Here is a 17,534-nt window from a genome sequence, read left to right on the forward strand (position 1 = left end):
AGCGCCGAAATGTCGTCCAATGTCTCGCTATTCTGGACGGCGCGGGGCAGCCGCGTCAGCTGTTCGGGAAGCCGATGAAGACATAGCCGACCTGGCGGATCGTGATGATGCAGCGCTCACCCAGCTCCGGCGCCAGCTTCTGGCGCAGATGCAGCACGGCATTGTCCACCGCCCGGTCGCCGGGCCGCCAGGCACGGCGGAACACCTGCTGGGTGAGGGCTTCCCGCGTCTGCACCTCCCCCGGCTGGGCGGCCAGCGCCGCCAGCAGGTCGAACTCCGCGCCGGTCAGCTCCAGCAGGCTGCCATCCGGGCGTACCACCCGGCGTTCCACCGGCTGCAGGCGCCAGCGATCGCGCCGCGGCGGCGGCAGGGTGGCATGGCCGGGCCGGCGGATTCGGGCGCGCAGGCGGGCCACCAATTCACGGCCGGAGACCGGTTTCACCAGGAAATCATCGGCGCCGAGTTCCAGCCCCAGCACCCGATCCGTCTCCTCCCGGTTGCCGGTGACGATCAGGATCGGCGCATCGGTGCGCGCCCGCAATTCCGGCAGGTGCGGCAGCGTGTCCACCGGACCCAGCCGCTGGTCCAGGATGATGGCGTCCAGCCGCTGCGTCTCCACGATCGCCAGCGCCGCGGCGAAGGAATTGGCGACCAGCGTGCGCAGGCCGTAGCGCGCCAGATAGGCGGCCATCTCGTCCGTCAGTTCACGCTCGTCATCCGCCAGCAGCACCAGCGGGGTCAGCGCCTGGCCCAGGGCCGGCTCCTCGGCCCGCGCCTCGGTCAGGCCCGGGCGCGCGGCGGATGTCCGCATCGTCATGCTTTGTCTCCCGGGAAGCGCGGCGTTTCCGCAAATGGAGACACGCGCCGACGCAGACATCTACCCGAGGACGCGGCGCGACGTCGAGCGGCAGTCTCAGCAAAAGCGAGATTTGTTACCACCAAACGCGACAACACGACGACGGGTTAACGTTTCATTCATTGGTCCGCCAACACGGGGCGGTCCGATCCTTCGGCTTCCGCCCAACGCCTCGAACCGAGACCTGTAGGACGGAGCCGCCCCCATGAACATGCCGATCGGCCTGCGCAGCGCGACCCAGCCCGGTGCCCTGCGCCTCGACAGCTCCGCCCAGAGCCTGTCCCTGCCCGCCCTCGCCACGCCCTACGCCGTGCTGGTGGTGGATGACGAGGTTGAGGTGCTGGAGGAGCTGGCCAGTTCGCTCGGCCGCCGCGGCCTGACCGTGCTGTCCGCCGGCTCCGCCGATGCGGCGCTGGCGGTGCTGCGGGGCCGGCCGGACATCGCCGCCCTGGTCAGCGACATCCGCATGCCGGGCATGGACGGCCTGGCCCTGGCCGAGGCGGCGCTGCGCGGCCGTGGCGAGGCGGAGGCGCTGGAGGTGGTGCTGGTCACCGGCTACGCGGCCTCGGCGCATGGCATGGCGGCGGCACGCATCGGCGCCTTCGGGCTGCTGCAGAAGCCGATGCGCGGCGCCGACCTGGCGCGCATGGTGCAGGATGCGCTGAGCCGCGCCACGCTGCGCCGCGGCAGCGCCCGCCCCTCCTGGAGCATGCCGCCGATCTTCGGCCTGCCCGACCGCCCCGCCTTCGCGCAGGAGGCGGAGCCGCTGAACCCGACCCGCGCGGCGGAGGCGCTGCTGCACACCCTGGCGCAGCGCCTGGATGCGGCCGGCAACGGCATCGGCCAGATCGCACGGGACCTGCGCGGTCCGCTGGGCGACCTGCTGCGCGCCGCCCCGCAGGTGGAGGCCGCGGCCGGCGAGCCGCGGCGCCTGTTGGCACTGCTGGACGACCTGATGGACATCGCGGCGCTGGAAGCCGGCACCGCCCAGGTCCAGCGCGCCCCGATCTCCGCCCATGGGCTGCTGGGCGCGGTGGCCACGCGGCTCGGGCAGATCGGCCTGCGCTGCGGCCGGCGCATCATCCTGCAGCCGGATGCCGACCCGGCCTTCATGCTGGACGCCAACCGGCTGGTCCGCGCCATGCACCTGCTGGCCGGGCTCGCCATGGGCAGCCAGCCCGCCGCCGCGCTGGCGGATCTCGCCATCGATGCCGGCGGCGGCCAGGCGCGGCTCGATCTGGTGATCCGGCCCGCCGAGCCGGGCCTGCCGCAGATCGACGAGACCGAGACCAGCCAGCGCCTGCCGATCGCCATCGCCCGCCGCCTGGCGGCGCTGCAGGGCGGGCGGCTGGACGCCTGGCCGCTGCCGGAAGGCGGGCTGCGCGCCCGGTTGCTGCTGCGCGGCGGCTGACCGCGGCCCGTTGCTCCGCGGCGGGCCGAGGCCCGCCGCCGGTCCGACCCTCCCCTTTTCGTGGCGCGCGCCCGGCATCCACCAATGCCGGGGATGGCGAGCCCTGCCCTGATGGATGCCCCTGCCATGCTGACCGAATCCAGCTGCCTGCCCGAACCGCACCCCGCCGAGGAAGGCGCCCCCCGCCTGGCCCGGATGGCCCGCCGCACCCTGCTGGCGCTGTCCACCGCCGCCCTGGTGCTCACCCCGGCCTGCGGCGTCGGCACCGGACCCGGCGCGCCGGTCGAGACCTCGGAGGATCCGGCGGTGCAGTGGCGCGCCTTCCGCGACCGCTTCGTGGCGCCGGATGGTCGCGTGGTGGACACCGGCAATGGCGGCATCTCGCACAGCGAGGGCCAGGGCTACGCCATGCTGTTCGCCGAGGCCTTCGAGGACCGGCCCGCCTTCGAGCGCATCTACCACTGGACGCGCACCAATCTGCGCCGGCCGGACGGGCTGCATGCGTGGCGCTATCGCCCCGATGCCCGCAAGCCGGTGGAGGACACCAACAACGCCACCGATGGTGACCTGTACATTGCCTGGGCCCTGCTGCGCGCCGCGGAACGCTGGCTGGAGCCCGGCTGGCGCCGCGAGGGCCAGCGCATGGCACAGGCCATCCTGCAGAAGCTGGTGGTCGAGGTGGATGGCCGCACCCTGCTGCTGCCCGCCGCCTTCGGCTTCCAGCACGCCGACCGCGTGGTGCTGAACCCCTCCTACTACGCCTTCCCGGCCCTCGCCGCGCTCAGCCGCGCCGTGCCGGACCGCGCCTGGGGCCGGGTGATGGATGACGGCCTCGGCGTGCTCCGGGCCACCCGCTTCGGCCGCTGGGGCCTGCCGGCGGATTGGGTGGAGATCGGCCGCGGCGGCAGCACGGTGCAGCCGGCGGAAGGCTGGCCGGCGCGCTTTTCCTTCGACGCGGTGCGGGTGCCGCTGCACCTGGCCTGGAGCGGCCTGACCAACGAGCCGGCGCTGCGGGCCGCGACCCAGTTCTGGAACGACCCCTGGATGCCGGTGCGCCCGGCCTGGACCGACCTGCGCAGCGGCCACCTGGCGCCCTATTCCGCCCCCGCCGGCATCGAGGCGGTGGCGGATGTCGCGACGGCCACCGGCATGAACCGCCTCATGAACCGCCCGCTGCCCGCCATCGCGCGCAGCCCGGACTACTATTCGGCGGCGCTGGCCATGCTGGCCCGGCTGGCGCTGCGGGAGAATCCGCGCGCCCAGTTCGCCACCGCCCAGGGCGCCGCGGCCTGATGCCCGGGGCAGGCCCGCCGCCAAGGCGACGAGGCGGCGAGCCAGGCGCGGCGCCGGCGACTGCGGGCCTGAAGCCGGGCCCTTCAGGCCCCGCGGATCAGTAGATGTCCGGCTCCGGCGTCGGCGCCCCGGCTTCCAGGAAGCGCAGGTCGCAGCCCTCATCCGCCTGGGTCACCTGCTCCAGGTACATCGCCGTCCAGCCACGGGCGTAGCGCGGCGCGGGCTTCTGCCAGGCCGCCCGGCGACGCGCCATCTCCGCCTCCTCCACCAGCAGGTCCAGCCGGCGGCCCGGCACGTCCAGCCGAATCAAATCGCCATCCCGCACCAGCGCCAGGGGCCCGCCGACATGGCTCTCGGGCGCCACATGCAGCACGCAGGTGCCGTAGCTGGTGCCGGACATGCGGCTGTCGGACAGGCGCACCATGTCGCGCACCCCCTGCTTCAGCAGCTTCTGCGGAATCGGCATCATCCCCCATTCCGGCATGCCAGGCCCGCCCTGCGGCCCGCCGGACTTCATCACCAGCACGCTGTCGGCCGTGACCTCCAGATCCGGGTCGTCGAGCCGCTTCTTCAGGTCGGCATAGTTCTCGAAGACCACGGCCGGGCCGGTATGGGTCAGCAGCCGCGGGTCCGCCGCGCTGGTCTTGATGACGGCGCCGCGCGGCGCCAGGCTTCCCTTCAGCACCGCCAGCCCGCCCTCCGCCTGCAACGGGCGGTCGAGCGGCCGGATGATCTCCTCGTTGAACACATCGGCGTCCGCGATGTCCTCCCCCAGCGTGGCGCCGGACACCGTCTTCGCCGTCAGGTCCAGATGCGGGCCGAGCCGGTTGAGGAAGGCGCGCGACCCGCCGGCGAAGAAGAAATCCGCCATCAGCCAGGTATCGCCATTCGGCCGCAGGTTGGCGATCAGCGGCACGCGGCGGCTGATCGCGTCGAAACGCTCGAGATCCAGCTCCAGCCCGGCGCGGCGCGCCATGGCGATGATGTGGATGATGGCATTGGTCGACCCGCCGAAGGCCATGGTGGCGGCCACCGCGTTGTCGATGCTGCCCTGGCTGAGCAGTTTGCCCGGCGTTTCGTCATCCCAGACCATGTCGACGATGCGCTTGCCTGATTCGGTCGCCATGCGCGGATGCGCGCTGTCGGCGGCCGGAATCGAACTGGCGCCCGGCAGGGTCAGGCCCATCGCCTCCACCGCCAGCATCATGGTGGCCGCCGTGCCGGCGGTCATGCAGGTGCCGAAGGAGCGCGCCATGCCGCCCTCCATGTCCTTCCACTGCGCCGGCGTGATCGTCCCCGCCCGCAGCTCGGCATGGTATTTCCAGGCGTCGGAGCCCGAGCCGAGCGACTTGCCGCGCCAATTGCCGCTGTTCATCGGCCCGGCGGGCACGAAGATGAAGGGCAGCCCGGCGGAGAGCGCGCCCATCACCAGTCCCGGGGGCGTCTTGTCGCAGCCGCCCAGCAGCACCAGCCCGTCGCAGGGCTGGCTGCGGGCCAGTTCCTCGGTCTCCATCGCCAGCATGTTGCGGTACAGCATGCTGGTCGGCTTCATGTACTGCTCGGTCACGGGATGCGCCGGCAGTTCTACCGGGAAGCCGCCGGCCTGCCAGACGCCGCGCTTCACCTCCTCCGCCCGGGTGCGGAAATGGAAGTGGCAGGGGCTGAGTTCCGACCAGGTGTTGATGATGCCGATGACCGGCTTGCCGCGGAAATCGGATTCGGAAAAGCCCATCTGCAGCATGCGGGAGCGGTGGCCGAAGGCACGCAGATCATCCACGCCGAACCAGCGGTGGCTGCGCAGCTCCTCCGGCCGTTTCCGCGTGGCACCCGTCCCGCCTGCGCTCATCATCCCGTTCCCTTCCCTGGCCGGCCGCGACCTGGGCCGGCGGCACCTCGCCGGCGGCAAATCTGCCAGCGCCGCGGCGAGGCGAGAAGCCCGCCGGCGGGCCGGCGGGGTGGCCCAGGGGTCGGCTTGACCCCGCTCCGCCGCCACCACAGGGTCATTCCGCCCCGCCGCCGGAGATCCCATGGCCTTGCTGCTGCCGCGTCGCCCGCTCAAGGCGATGTTCATCCACCAGAACTTCCCGGGCCAATACGCCCATCTGGCGCCAGCCCTGGCGCAGCGCCAGGGCGTCAGGGTGTGGGCCCTGGGCGAGAAGACCGGCTACGCCGCGCCGGGCGTGCAGTATGTTCCCTATGGCGCGCCGCGCGGCGCCGGGGAGCAGACGCATCGCTACCTCCGCTCGCTCGAAGCCTCGACCCGCCGCGGCCAGCACCTGGCGAATGCGCTGGTCAAGCTGCGTGACCAGGGGGTGCGGCCGGACATCATCGTCTGCCACCCCGGCTGGGGCGAGGGGCTGTTCCTGAAGGACGTCTTCCCGCAGGCGCGCACGCTGTTCTACTGGGAGTTCTACTACAACTCCACCGGCCAGGACCTCGGCTTCGACCCGGCGCAGGCGGTGGGGCTGGACGACGCGGCGCGGGTGCGGCTGCTGAATGCCACGCAGCTGGTGTCGCTGCAGGCGGCCGATTGGGGCGTCAGCCCGACCCGCTGGCAGTGGAGCCGCTACCCGGACTGGGCGCGACGGCGCATCAGCTGCCTGCATGAGGGCGTGGACACCGACCGCTGCGCGCCGAACCCCGCCGCCGTCTTCCGCACCCCGGAGGGCCGCGAATTCCGCCGCGGCGACGAGGTGATCTCCTACGTCGCGCGCAACCTCGAGCCCTATCGCGGCTTCCCCAGCTTCCTGCGCGCGCTGGTCCGGCTGCAGCGGGAACGGCCCGGGCTGCATGCCGTGGTGGTCGGCGGCAACGAGATCTCCTACGGCAAGAAGCCGGAAGGGGCGGAGAGCTGGAAGGCGAAGATGCTGGCGGAGCTGGAAGGCCAGCTCGACCTGTCCCGCATCCACTTCACCGGCCGTGTCGCGCATGACGCGCTGCACGACCTGTTCCGCGTGACGCGGGCGCATGTCTACCTCACCTATCCCTTCGTGCTGTCCTGGTCGATGCTGGAGGCGATGGCCTGCGGCGCCCTGGTCGTCGGCTCCGCCACCCCGCCGGTGCAGGAGGTGATCGAGGATGGGCGCAACGGCCTGCTGGTGCCCTTCTTCGATCCCGACCGCCTGGCGCGGACGGTGGCGGAGGTGCTGGCCCGACCGGAACAGCATGCCGGCCTCGCCGCCGCCGGCCGCGCCGACATCATCGCCCGCTACGATCTGCGCCGGCACTGCCTGCCGCGGCAGCTCGACCTGGTGGAAAAGCTGGCAGCGGGCGGGGAGCCGGAGCCGGAACAGGAGGCGGCGGTGCCGGCGCGCCTTCCCGGCCGCTCGACCTTGGATTAAGCACAGCCCTGGCGCCAAGCTTCCCCGCCGCACCCGCCCTTCGCCTGAGAGTCTGTGAATGCATGCCCGAAAGCGCCAAGGTCACAGGACGTAGCCCGGCGGTATCGGCGGGCCTCCATGCAGCAACTCGATTCTCCCACACCCTCTGACCAGCCGAGGACCCCCGATGCCGGATGGAGACGCCGAACGGCGCGCGCGTGATCTGCAGGCGCTGGCCGAAAGCGGCGTCTTCGATGCCGGCTGGTATGCCGCCCACAATGCCGACGTGGCCCATGCCGGCGCCGACCCGGCGGCGCATTACCTCGAGCTCGGCTGGTCGCAGGGCCGCGCGCCCTGCTTCTACCTCGATCCCGGCTGGTACCTGGCGGCGCACCCGGATGTGCGGGATGCGGGGTTCGATCCGGTCATTCACTATGTGCTGCATGGCGACCAGGAAGGCCGCCGGCCGAGCCCGCATTTCGACGCCGCCTGGTACCGCGCGCGCCACGGCCTGGCTCCGGCGGAGCGCGCGCTGGCGCATTTCCTGCGCCACCGGGAGCACGGCGCGGCGCCGATCCCGGAATTCGACGCCGAATTCTACCTGGCCACCTATCGCGACGTGGCGCGGGCCGGCGCCGACCCCTACCAGCACTATGTAACGCTCGGCTGGCAGGAGGACCGGGAGCCGGGTCCGGAGTTCGACAGCCGCTACTACGTGCAGCGCCACATGGGCGGCCGCGCGACGGAAGCGCCCTTGCTGCACTGGCTGCGCCACCGGCACGAGCCCGGCGTGCACCCGCGCATGCCGCAGGAGACGCCAACCATCCCGCGCGAGGTGCGGCGCAACACCCGCCCGGCGCCGGAATTCGAGGAGGTGCGGCCCCTGCCCGACGGCGCCCGGCCCCGCGCCCAGGTGCTGGCCTACTACCTGCCGCAGTTCCACGCGATTGCGGAGAACGACGCCTGGTGGGGCCGCGGCTTCACCGAATGGACCAACCTGCCGCGCGCCCTGCCCCGCTTCGCCGGCCATTACCAGCCCCGCGTGCCGCGCGACCTCGGCCACTACACGCTGACCGACATGGCGGTGATGCGCCGGCAGATTGAGATGGCGAAGCGCGGCGGCGTCGGCGGCTGGATCTTCTACTGGTACAGCTTCAACGGCCACCGGCTGCTGGAAAAGCCGGTGGACGCCTTCCTGGCCGATCGCAGCCTGGACATGCCCTTCGCCCTGATGTGGGCGAACGAGAACTGGACGCGGCGCTGGGACGGCGCCGAGAACGACATCCTGATGGGCCAGGATTACCGGCCGGAGGACGAGCCCGTGCTGGTGGCGGAGTTGGCGCGCCACTTCGCGGACCCGCGCTACATCCGCGTGCAGGGCCGCCCGGTGCTGATGGTCTACCGCGCCGGCCTGATCCCGGCGCCGAAGGAAACCATCGCCGGCTGGCGCCGCCGCTTCCTGGAAAGCCATGGCGAGGACCCGGTCTTCGTCATGACCCAGTCCTTCGACGATGTGGACCCGACCGAATTCGGCTTCGATGGCGCCATCGAATTCCCGCCGCACAAGCTGGCCCGCCGCTGCACGCCGATCAGCGCCAGCCTGGACTACCTGGACCCCGACTTCACCGGCACCGTCTTCGCCTATGAGGACGTGGTCCGCGCCTCGCTCGATGAACCGGCGCCGGACTTCCCGCTGATCAAATGCGCCGTGCCGGGCTGGGACAACGACCCGCGCAAGCAGGGGCAGAACACCGTCATCATCCACGGCGCCCGCCCCGCCAGCTACGAGGCCTGGATGGCGGAACTGGTGGAGCGTGCCACCCGGACGCCCTTCTTCGGCCAGCCGATGGTCTGCGTGAATGCGTGGAACGAGTGGTGCGAGGGCGCCTATCTGGAGCCCGACCTGCATTATGGCGGCGCCTTCCTCAACGCCACCGCGCGGGCCGTGGTCGGCGCCCGGCCGGCGGAAGCCCCCGGCCTGCTGCTGGCCGCCGCCGATGCGGAGGAGACGGAGGCGGCGCGAAGGCTGCTGGATGCCGTGGCCGCGTTGCGGCGACAGACCGGGGTGCAGGTGCAGGTGCTGCTGCTGGCCGGCGGGCCGCTGGAGGAGGATTTCGCCCGGCTCGGCCCGCTGACCGTGCTGGCCGGCCCGGCGGAGGCCGAGGCCGCGCTTTCGGCCGCCGCCAGCGAGGGGCTGCGGCGGGCGCTGATGACCACCGCGGCCGCCAGCCGGCTGCTGCCGCTGGCCGAGCCGCGCGGCATCGCCACCACCCTGCTGGTGCAGGAGATGCCGGGCGAGTTGCGCACCCGCGGCCTGCTGGGCGGGCTGCGCGGCCTGCTGCGCCAGGCCGAAGCGGCGCTGGTGCCGGCGCAGGCGGTGCAGGAGGCGCTTGCGGCGGAGTTGCCGGCGGCGCTGGCAGCGCGGCTGCACCTGCTGGAGCCGGGCCTGCCGGTCGGCTTGGCGCCGGCCGGGGCTGCGGCGGAAGCGCGGGCGCAACTCGGCCTCGCGCCGGAGGCACGGCTGCTGCTGGGCGCCGGGCCGGGCGACCTGCAGCATGGCTTCGACCTGTTCCTGCAGCTGTTCCGCCGGCTGCGCGCCGCCGACCCGCAGCTGTCCGCGGCCTGGGTCGGCTCGCCCGACCCGGTGCTGCGCGGCTGGCTGGGCGCGGAGCTGGCGGCGGCACGGCAGGCCGGTTTCCACCTGGTCGAGCACCTGGCCCGCCCCGGCGCGCTGCTCGAAGCGGCGGACCTGCTGGCCGTGACGGCGCGCGAGGCGCCACTGCCCTTGGTGGCGCAGGAGGCGCTGGCCGCCGGGCTGCGGCTGCTGGCCTTCGAGGGCGCCGGCGGGGCGGCCGCGCTGGCGACCGCCTTCGGCGGCGCCGCCGTGCCGCTGGGCGACATGGAGGCGTTCGCCCATGCCGCCGCCGGGCTGCTGGAGACGCCGGATCCGCCGGCGGTACGCGCCGCACGGCGCCAGGCGGCGCGGAAGCGCTTTGATCTCGATGCCTTCGCCGCCGCGCTCGGGGCGATGGTGCTGCCCGGGCTGCCGGACCTGACGGTGGCGATCGCCGGCCATGGCACTGGCCGGATGCTGACCAGCCGGCTGGATGCCGTCTTCCGCCAGGACCTGCCGGTGCGGGCCGTGCTGGTGCTGGATGATGGCGCCGACCCGCGCGTGGCGGAGAGCGCGCTGACCGCGGCCGGGCGCTGGCAGCGGCGGATCCAGCTGGTGCCGGCGGCGCCGGGCGATTGGCGCGCGCAGGCGGCGTCGCTGCTGGCGGCGAGCGAGTCGGCCCTGCTGTGGCTGGCCGATCCCGAGCTCGCGCCCGGTGCCGGCTTCCTCCGCCGCGCGGTGGCGGCGCTGGCGGCGGCGCCGGAGGCCCCCTTCGCCATGGCGCGCGAGGCTGGCGCGGCCCGGCCGGGCGCCACGGTCTGGCGGCGGGAGGCGCTGGCCGCGGCGCTGGGCCGGCCGGCACCGCTCGAGGAGCCGGCCGCGCTCGATCTCCAGGGCATCGCCCTGCTGCGGCTGGCACCCGCGCCGCCGCCGCAGCCGCTGGTTGCACCGGTGGCGAAGGGCGAGGCGGCGCCAGGTGCGAAACCGCGCAACCCGAGCCGCGCAAGGCGACACAAGCTGCGCTGACGCGACGAGTCCGGCGAGAAGAGATTGTCCTTATCGGAAAGAAACGGTGGCCGGCCGCGCTGGCAGGACTGTCTCGCCCGTCTCGTGAGACTGGACAGCCTGGGGAGGATGACGGATCATCGACTCGCGCGCCAGGGTTGAGATCTTGCCGGCGTCGGCGTCCCTGGACGCGGCGGCTGCCATGCCCGGGGCCTGATCGACGCCCTCGGGTTGTGTCATGGATTTTTCCTGTGCACTGCGTCAGGCGTCAAATTTTCGTCTTTTGTTTGTATTTACCGTGGTTTAGAAGGCGATGTTGCGACGTCGTCTGGGATTGCTGCGTAGCCAAATTGGTTGACTTCCGGGCCGTCTAGTTCCTAATACAAGCCGCTATAAACGGGCCGTGTTTGACGGCCCACTCCCCTGCGGAGGCTTTGATGTCCGGCTTCGCTTCGATTTCCGGTGGTTCCGGCGACGACCTGCTTGTCTCCAGCGCTGTGGGCGGCCAAGCCGACCTCATCCGCGGCGAAGGTGGCAATGACACGATCTATGGCCTGGGCGGCGAAGACACGCTCGTCGGCGGTCCCGGCCAGGACGTGATCTATGGCGGTCTCGGCGCCGACCTGCTGCGCGGCAATGGTGGCGCGGACGAGTTGTTCGGTGGCCTCGGGACCGACACGCTGATCGGCGGCGGCGGCGCGGACACGATGGATGGCGGCGGCGGCGCCGACTCCTTCGAGTTCAATGACGGCTTCGGGCACGACCTGATCGTCGGCTTCCAGCTGGGCACCGACACGCTGCAGATCGCCAGCAACATCAACGCCACCGGCGTTGCCGACCCGAACGACCTGCTGCCGCTGGTCTCGGCCGACGGCTTCGGCAATGCGGTGATCACCCTGGGTGGCGACACCATCACGCTGCAGGGCATCTCCGTGACCGACCTGACCAACAATATCGGGTCGATCGTCCAGGTCGTCTGATCGAGGCCCCTTGATCCCGGCCTTCGCCTGAACCCGGCGCGCCCCATCCGGGGCGCGGTTTCCTTTCCGTGCGGCCAATTCGGGCCGCGCCTTGCGAGAATCGCATATGGGGCCGGCCCTCACGTCTGGCGGCCCGGATCCGTCGCCGCAATGGCTTCGCCTCGGCGGCGAGATCCTGGCGATCCTGCTGCCCGAGGCGGGTGCCACCTTGGGCACGGAACTGCGCTTCGGCACCGGGAGCATCTTCCGCCCCCTGTCGCAGCTGCCGCTGCCCGATCGCGGCAGCCTTCTGCTGGCCCGTGACCTGGGCGATGGCGACCTGTTCCTGCGGCAGGGCGAGGCCGCCTTCCAGAAGCTGGGGCCGGCGCAGTCGGCCGGCCATCTCCTGCCGCTGCTGGCCGCGCCCCGGCTGTTGGCGCTGCTGGCCAGCAAGGCCGCCGGCCCCCTGCGCGCCGCTTCCGACCCCGCCTTCGCCCGCGACCTGATCGCCCTGGTGGCCCAGCTGGCGCAGCCCGCGCCGGAGGCAACCCGGCCCGTGGCCCTGCTCGGCCAGGGCCGCGCCCTGTGGCGGCTGGAAGCCGGGGGCTGGCTGCTGACGCCGCAGGGGCTGCTGCGCGCGCCGGACCCGGAAGGCGGCCTCAGCCCCCTGCCCGCCCAGGCCGCCGGCGCGCTGCTGCTGCGCAGCGAAGGCCCGCCGCTGCGCCTGCCCCCGGCGCCGCCGGCGCCGCCCACCCTGGTGGAGATCGCCCGGCGCGAGGCCGGCAGCCGCCGCGGCCTGCTGCAGCAATCGTTGATGGCGCTGCGCCGCCACACCCAGGAGCCCTGGTGTCGCGACACCATCCGGGACGCGCAGGTGCTGGCCATGGCGCCGACCCGCGCGGCGGCGGAGCCCGCCAATGCGGTGGCCGCCGCCGTGGACCGCGCGCTGTCGGACCATGCCGGCGGCGTCTTCCTGATCGGCTGGCTGCACGATCCGCTGCGCCTGACCCGCGGCATGACGCTGCGCGGCCCCTTCGGTGGCACCCTGCTGCCGGCCGAATCGCTGTTCCGCGTCAGCCGCCCGGATGTCGTGAAGCGATTCGAGCAGGCGCCCTTCGGCGGGCCGGACCCACGCCCCGGCTTCGTCGTGCACCTGCCGAGTGCCGGTCCCGGCCCGGTGGCGCAATGGCGGGTGGAACTGGCGCTCGGCTCGGGCGAGGCGATCGAGCTCGTCGCCGGCCCCGCCCTGATCCCCCCGGCCCAGGCGCGGGAGGCCGTGCTGCGCGGCGTCAGCCCGCTCGATGTGGGGCCGGACCTGCTGGACCGCTGCCTGACCCCGGCGGCGGAGCGCCTGCACCGTGCTGCCTCCGCCGAGGCGCTGGAGATCGACGTGGTGCATATCGGCACGCCGGTGGCGGCCCCCACGGTCAGCCTGGTGATCCCGCTGTACCGCAATCTGCGCTTCGTGAAGCACCAGCTGGCCGCCTTCGCGCGCGACCCGGCGCTGCGTGGCTGCGAGATCATCTATGTGCTGGACAGCCCGGAACAGCGCGGCGAGGCCGACCACCTGCTGCGCGGCGTCTGCGGCCTGACCGGCATGGCGGTGACCCTGGTGCTGCATGGCCGCAATGCCGGCTACGCCACCGCCTGCAACAGCGGCGCCGCCCAGGCCACCGCGCCCTTCCTCCTGATGCTGAACTCGGACGTGGTGCCGGACCGGCCCGGCTGGCTGGCGCCGATGCTGGCGCGACTGGATGCCGACCGGCGCATCGGCTGCGTCGGCCCGAAGCTGATGTTCGACGACGGGTCGCTGCAGCATGCCGGGCTGTACTTCGCCCGCGGCCCCGGCGACGACTGGTACAACAGCCACTACTTCAAGGGCTTCCCGCGCCACTACCCGGAAGCCTGCCGGGCGCGGGAGGTGCCGGGTGTCACCGGCGCCGCCATGCTGATGCGCCGCGCCGCCTGGGACGAGGTGGGCGGCTTTTCCGCCGACTACATCGTCGGCGACTACGAGGACAGCGATCTGTGCCTGCGGCTGCGCCAGGCCGGCTTCACCCTGTTCTACGAGCCGGCGGCGGAACTGTTCCACTTCGAGCGGCAGTCGATCGCCCAGCATGGCGGCTATGCCGGCACCGTCGCCGCCGCCTACAACCGGCGCCTGCACCACCGCCGCTGGGCGTCTTCCATCGCGCAGCTGATGGCCGATTTCCCGCGGATCGGGGAGACCTTCGCCGCCGCCTGACGGCCCCGCCGGCAGGACACGCCCCAGAACGGGTGAAGTTTCTGGAATATCGGCCCGAACCGGTGATCCAATCGGCGGGATTGACTATAGCGTAGCGGAGCCATGCGCCTCCTCGTCTTCTGCCATAATCATCCTGACCTGCAGCCGGGCGGCACCGAAGTGGTGGCGCGCGGGCTGTTCCGTGCGCTGCGCGATACCCATGGGGTGGAGGGCCTGTTCCTCGGCGCCGTCACCGCGCATCACCGGGAACGCCGCCCCGGCACGCTGTTCCAGTCCATCGGGGCGCAGCCTGACGAGATGCTGGTCTGGCTCAGCCATTTCGACCGCTTCCACCTCTCGCAGGTGGACAGCTGGGGCCTGCAGGAGCTGGTGGCCTTCGTCACCGACTACCAGCCGGATGTGATCCACTTCCACCACCTGCTGTATTTCGGCATCGAGACGCTGGACATGGTCCGCCGCGTGGTGCCGAAGGCGAAGATCGTCGTCACCCTGCACGATTTCTTCGCCATCTGCCCGCAGGAGGGCCAGTTGCTCACCACCGACGGGCGGCTGTGCAACGGCCCCAGCGCCGATGGCTGCAAGCGCTGCTTCCCCGGCCGCGGCAGCACCGACCTGGTGCTGCGGGAGATTGCGGTGCGCGGCGCCATGGCCGGGGTGGACCTGATCCTGTCGCCCTCCGACTTCCTGCGCGACCGCTTCATCGCCGCCGGCTGGGATGCCGGGCGGATCGAGGTGCTGCGCAACGGCATCGCCGGTGGCCTGGCGGCGCCGCCGCGCGTCACGCCCGATGGCCGGCGCGACCGCTTCGGCTTCTTCGGCCACATCAACCGCTTCAAGGGCGCGCTGATCGCGCTCGGCGCCTCCGCCCGGCTCAGCCGGCAGGGCGTGGCGCATGACCTGGCGCTGCATGGCGGCACCGCCTGGCAGGCGGATGAGTTCCTGGCGGAGTTCAAGGCAGCGCTGGAAGCCGCGCCGGATGCGCGCCACCACGGGCTGTACGGCGCGGCGGAACTGCCGGCGCGCATCGCCGCGGTGGATTGGGTGGTGATGCCCTCCATCTGGTGGGAAAACGCGCCGCTGGTGGTGCAGGAGGCGTTCCGCCACGGCCGCCCGGTGATCTGCGGCCATGTCGGCGGCATGGCGGAATCGGTGCGCGACGGGGTGGACGGGCTGCATTTCCCGGTGGGCGACGCGGTGGGCCTGGCCGCGGCCATGCGGCGCGCGGCGGAGGATCCGGGCCTCTGGGGCCAGCTTTCCGCCGGCATCGCCCCGCCCCGGCTGATGGAGACGGCGGCGGCGGAGCACATGGCACTGTACCAGCGCCTGCTGGGCGAGGTCCCGGCGCTGCCGCGCGGCCGCAGGGCGGAAGGGCGTGCGCGTGTCGGCCTTGGGTGAGAATCGCGCGGCGCCGGACATCCGCGGCTTCGTGGATGGGCTGACCGGCAACCAGATCGATGGCTGGGCCTTCGAGCCGGCGCAGCCGACGGAACGCGTGGTCGTCGAACTGCGCCTGGATGGCGGCACCGTGGCCACCACGGTCGCGGACCGGCACCGCGCCGATCTGATCCGCGCCGGCGTCGGCGATGCCTTCCACGGCTTCCGCTTCCCGCTGAAGCCGGCCTGGGCAGAGCGCCGCGCGGACCTCCAGGTGGTGGCGCGCGGGGCGGAGGGGGGCGAGGTGTCGCTGCCGCTGTTCCGCCGTGGCGCGCCGATGGATGCCCGGGCGGATCCGCGTCCGGCGCCGCCCAGCCCGCAGGTGCTGAAGGCGATCGAGCAGTTGGTCGCCGGGCAGCGGGCGCTGGAATCCCGGCTGCAGGAACTCGCCCTGCGCCCGGCGCCGGAGCCCTATGTGCCGGCGGCGGCGGAACCGGCGGAGGCGGAGCAGCGGCTGGCGGTGCTGGAAGCCTGGGTGGCGCGGCTGGATGAACGCCTCGCCAGCCTGCAGGCCGCGGCGCCGCCGCCCGCGCGGGGCGGCGGCCCGGCCGGGCTGGATACCTGGCAGGTGGTGCTGATGGCGCTGCTCGCGGTCACCGGCCTCGGCGCATTGACCGTCTTCGCCCTGGTCCTGGCGCTGTAGCGCGATGTCGCTCTCCCGCAGCCTGGCCGGCCCCGGGCCGCGCCCCGAGGAGGCAAAGCCGGATCCCATCGAATCCCCGCCCGCCGATGTGCGGGAGGTGGTGGAGGTGGCGCGGGCGGAAATCGCCGCTGCCGCCCGGCTGACCCTGGGGCTGGGGCTGCTGATCAGCCTGGCGACCTTCGGCGTCGTCGCCTCCAAGCTGGTGATCTGGCAATTGGTGCTGCCCACCGGCAATCCCTGGACCCTGGCGGGGCTCGCCATTGCCTTCTGCCTCGCGGTCGGCATCCTGCTGGGGCTCGACCAGCTGCGGGAGCTGGGGCTGCTGGCGGTCTCCCACCGCCTGGCGCGGCGGCTGGCAGCACCCCTGGTGCTGGCGGCGGCGCAGCAGCCGGGGCGGTCGGATCTCGCGGCCGGGCAGGCGCTGCGGGATGTGGAGGAGCTGCGCCGCAACCTCACCGGCCCGGTGCTGACCGGCATCGTCGATGCGGTGCTGGTGCCGACGATGATCCTGCTGCTGCTGTTCTTCCACTGGGGCTTCACCCTGTGGGCGCTGGGCTGCTGCGCCGCCGCCGCGCTGCTGTCCGTGCTGGGCGACCGGCTGACGCGGCGCGCCGTCGTCGCCTCCAACGATTCGCATGCCCGCACCTCCTCCCTGGTGGCAGATGCGATGCGCTGTGCGGAGGCGGTGGAGGCGATGGGGCTGCGTGCACCGCTGGCCGCGCGCTGGGAAGCGCGGATGCAGGAAGGCACCAATGCGCTGCGCGGGGCGCAGGCCGGCGCGCGCTGGGTGGGCGCGGGGCTGGCCACCATCCATGGCATCGGCTCCGGCGGCGCGCTGGTGGTGGGCACGCTGCTGGCCGCCGCCGGCGCCGATGTGGGCTATGGCATGGTGGTGGCCATGCTGGTGACGGGGCAGATCATCACCCCCTTCGCGCGGATCGGCGGCGCCAGCCATGAATGGGGCGCGGCGCTGGCCGCCTGGCGCCGGCTGGGCGAACTGGTGCGCGGGGACCGCAGCGCCGATAACGCCATCGCCTTCCCCTGCCGGGAGGCGCGGCTGGTGCTGGACCGCGTCAGCTTCGCCCATCGCGGCGCGCCGCGCGCCCTGCTGCGGGAGGTTTCGCTGCAGGTGGCGCCAGGCGAGGTGGTGGCGCTGGGCGGCACGGCGGGGGCGGGCAAGACCACGCTGCTGCGCATCGCCATGGGCATGGTGCGGCCTTCCGCCGGCGGCTGCTTCCTGGATGGCCAGGCGACCTGGCAATGGGCGCGGGAGGATTTCGCCCGCCATGTCGGCTACCTGCCGCAGGACCCGCTGCTGACCGACGGTACGGTGGCGGAGGCGATCGCACGGCTGGGCGTGCCGGACATGCCGGCGGTGCTGGAAGCCGCGCGGCTGGCGGATGCCCACGGGCTGATCGCCGGCCTGCCCGCCGGCTATGCCACGCCGATCCGGGCGGAGGGGCCGCTTTCCGCCGGCCAGCGGCAGCGCGTGGCGCTGGCCCGCGCCCTGTATCACCGGCCGCGCCTGCTGGTGCTGGACGAGCCCGCCGCCTTCCTGGATGCGGCCGGGGAACAGCGGCTGGTGCGGTTGCTGCGGCAATTGGCGGCGCAGGGGGTAGGGGTGCTGTTCACCTCCCACCGCCAGGCGCTGCTGGCCGCCGCGGACCGCGTGGTGATGCTGCGCGGCGGGCAGCTGGGCCAGGCGCCCGCCGGCCCCGTCGCCCTGCCGGCGCCCCAGGGCCGCGCGGCATGAG

General features: G+C 73.0%; 11 protein-coding genes. 9 read left to right on the forward strand and 2 right to left on the reverse strand.

Annotated elements, in window-relative coordinates; all coding sequences use genetic code 11:
- Positions 1-55 precede the first annotated feature (55 nt).
- Positions 56-817, reverse strand: coding sequence for a response regulator transcription factor (locus HEQ75_RS00555; protein ID WP_168026958.1), 762 nt, complete (start codon positions 815-817; stop codon positions 56-58).
- A gap of 244 nt (positions 818-1,061) precedes the next feature.
- Between HEQ75_RS00555 and HEQ75_RS00560 the strand changes: the two genes are divergently transcribed.
- On the forward strand, positions 1,062-2,267 hold the full coding sequence (locus tag HEQ75_RS00560) for a response regulator (protein ID WP_168026959.1): 1,206 nt from the start codon (positions 1,062-1,064) through the stop codon (positions 2,265-2,267).
- 126 nt (positions 2,268-2,393) lie between these two features.
- Positions 2,394-3,560 (forward strand): glycosyl hydrolase family 8, encoded by a 1,167-nt coding sequence (locus HEQ75_RS00565; protein WP_235961155.1) that lies wholly within the window; start codon positions 2,394-2,396, stop codon positions 3,558-3,560.
- A 97-nt stretch (positions 3,561-3,657) separates the two neighbouring features.
- Here the strand turns inward: HEQ75_RS00565 and araD are convergent, their stop codons facing one another.
- Positions 3,658-5,406 (reverse strand): L-arabinonate dehydratase, encoded by a 1,749-nt coding sequence (gene araD / locus HEQ75_RS00570; RefSeq protein ID WP_168026960.1) that lies wholly within the window; start codon positions 5,404-5,406, stop codon positions 3,658-3,660.
- 181 nt (positions 5,407-5,587) lie between these two features.
- Here araD and HEQ75_RS00575 point away from each other — a divergent pair, with 181 nt between their 5' ends.
- From HEQ75_RS00575 to HEQ75_RS00605, 7 genes are all read left to right on the forward strand, one after another.
- Entirely contained in the window at positions 5,588-6,901 is a 1,314-nt protein-coding gene (locus tag HEQ75_RS00575) for a glycosyltransferase family 4 protein (protein WP_168026961.1), read from the forward strand.
- A gap of 166 nt (positions 6,902-7,067) precedes the next feature.
- The gene (locus HEQ75_RS00580; protein WP_168026962.1) at positions 7,068-10,520 is read left to right on the forward strand and encodes a glycosyltransferase WbsX family protein; all 3,453 of its coding nucleotides are present in this window, start codon (positions 7,068-7,070) and stop codon (positions 10,518-10,520) included.
- A gap of 416 nt (positions 10,521-10,936) precedes the next feature.
- Positions 10,937-11,479, forward strand: a complete 543-nt coding sequence (locus HEQ75_RS00585) for a calcium-binding protein (RefSeq protein WP_168026963.1) — start codon at positions 10,937-10,939, stop codon at positions 11,477-11,479.
- Positions 11,480-11,585: 106 nt separating this feature from the next.
- Positions 11,586-13,703, forward strand: coding sequence for a glycosyltransferase family 2 protein (locus HEQ75_RS00590; RefSeq protein WP_168026964.1), 2,118 nt, complete (start codon positions 11,586-11,588; stop codon positions 13,701-13,703).
- A gap of 102 nt (positions 13,704-13,805) precedes the next feature.
- Complete coding sequence (locus tag HEQ75_RS00595; protein ID WP_168026965.1) at positions 13,806-15,098, forward strand: glycosyltransferase family 4 protein; 1,293 nt, start codon at positions 13,806-13,808, stop codon at positions 15,096-15,098.
- Positions 15,082-15,780 (forward strand): hypothetical protein, encoded by a 699-nt coding sequence (locus tag HEQ75_RS00600; protein ID WP_168026966.1) that lies wholly within the window; start codon positions 15,082-15,084, stop codon positions 15,778-15,780. The genes HEQ75_RS00595 and HEQ75_RS00600 overlap by 17 nt, the downstream gene beginning before the upstream one ends.
- A 4-nt stretch (positions 15,781-15,784) precedes the next feature.
- Entirely contained in the window at positions 15,785-17,533 is a 1,749-nt protein-coding gene (locus HEQ75_RS00605) for an ATP-binding cassette domain-containing protein (protein ID WP_168026967.1), read from the forward strand.
- Position 17,534 lies beyond the last annotated feature (1 nt).

Origin of the sequence: Falsiroseomonas selenitidurans (genome assembly GCF_012103215.1) — a bacterium.
Taxonomy (GTDB): domain Bacteria; phylum Pseudomonadota; class Alphaproteobacteria; order Acetobacterales; family Acetobacteraceae; genus Falsiroseomonas; species Falsiroseomonas selenitidurans.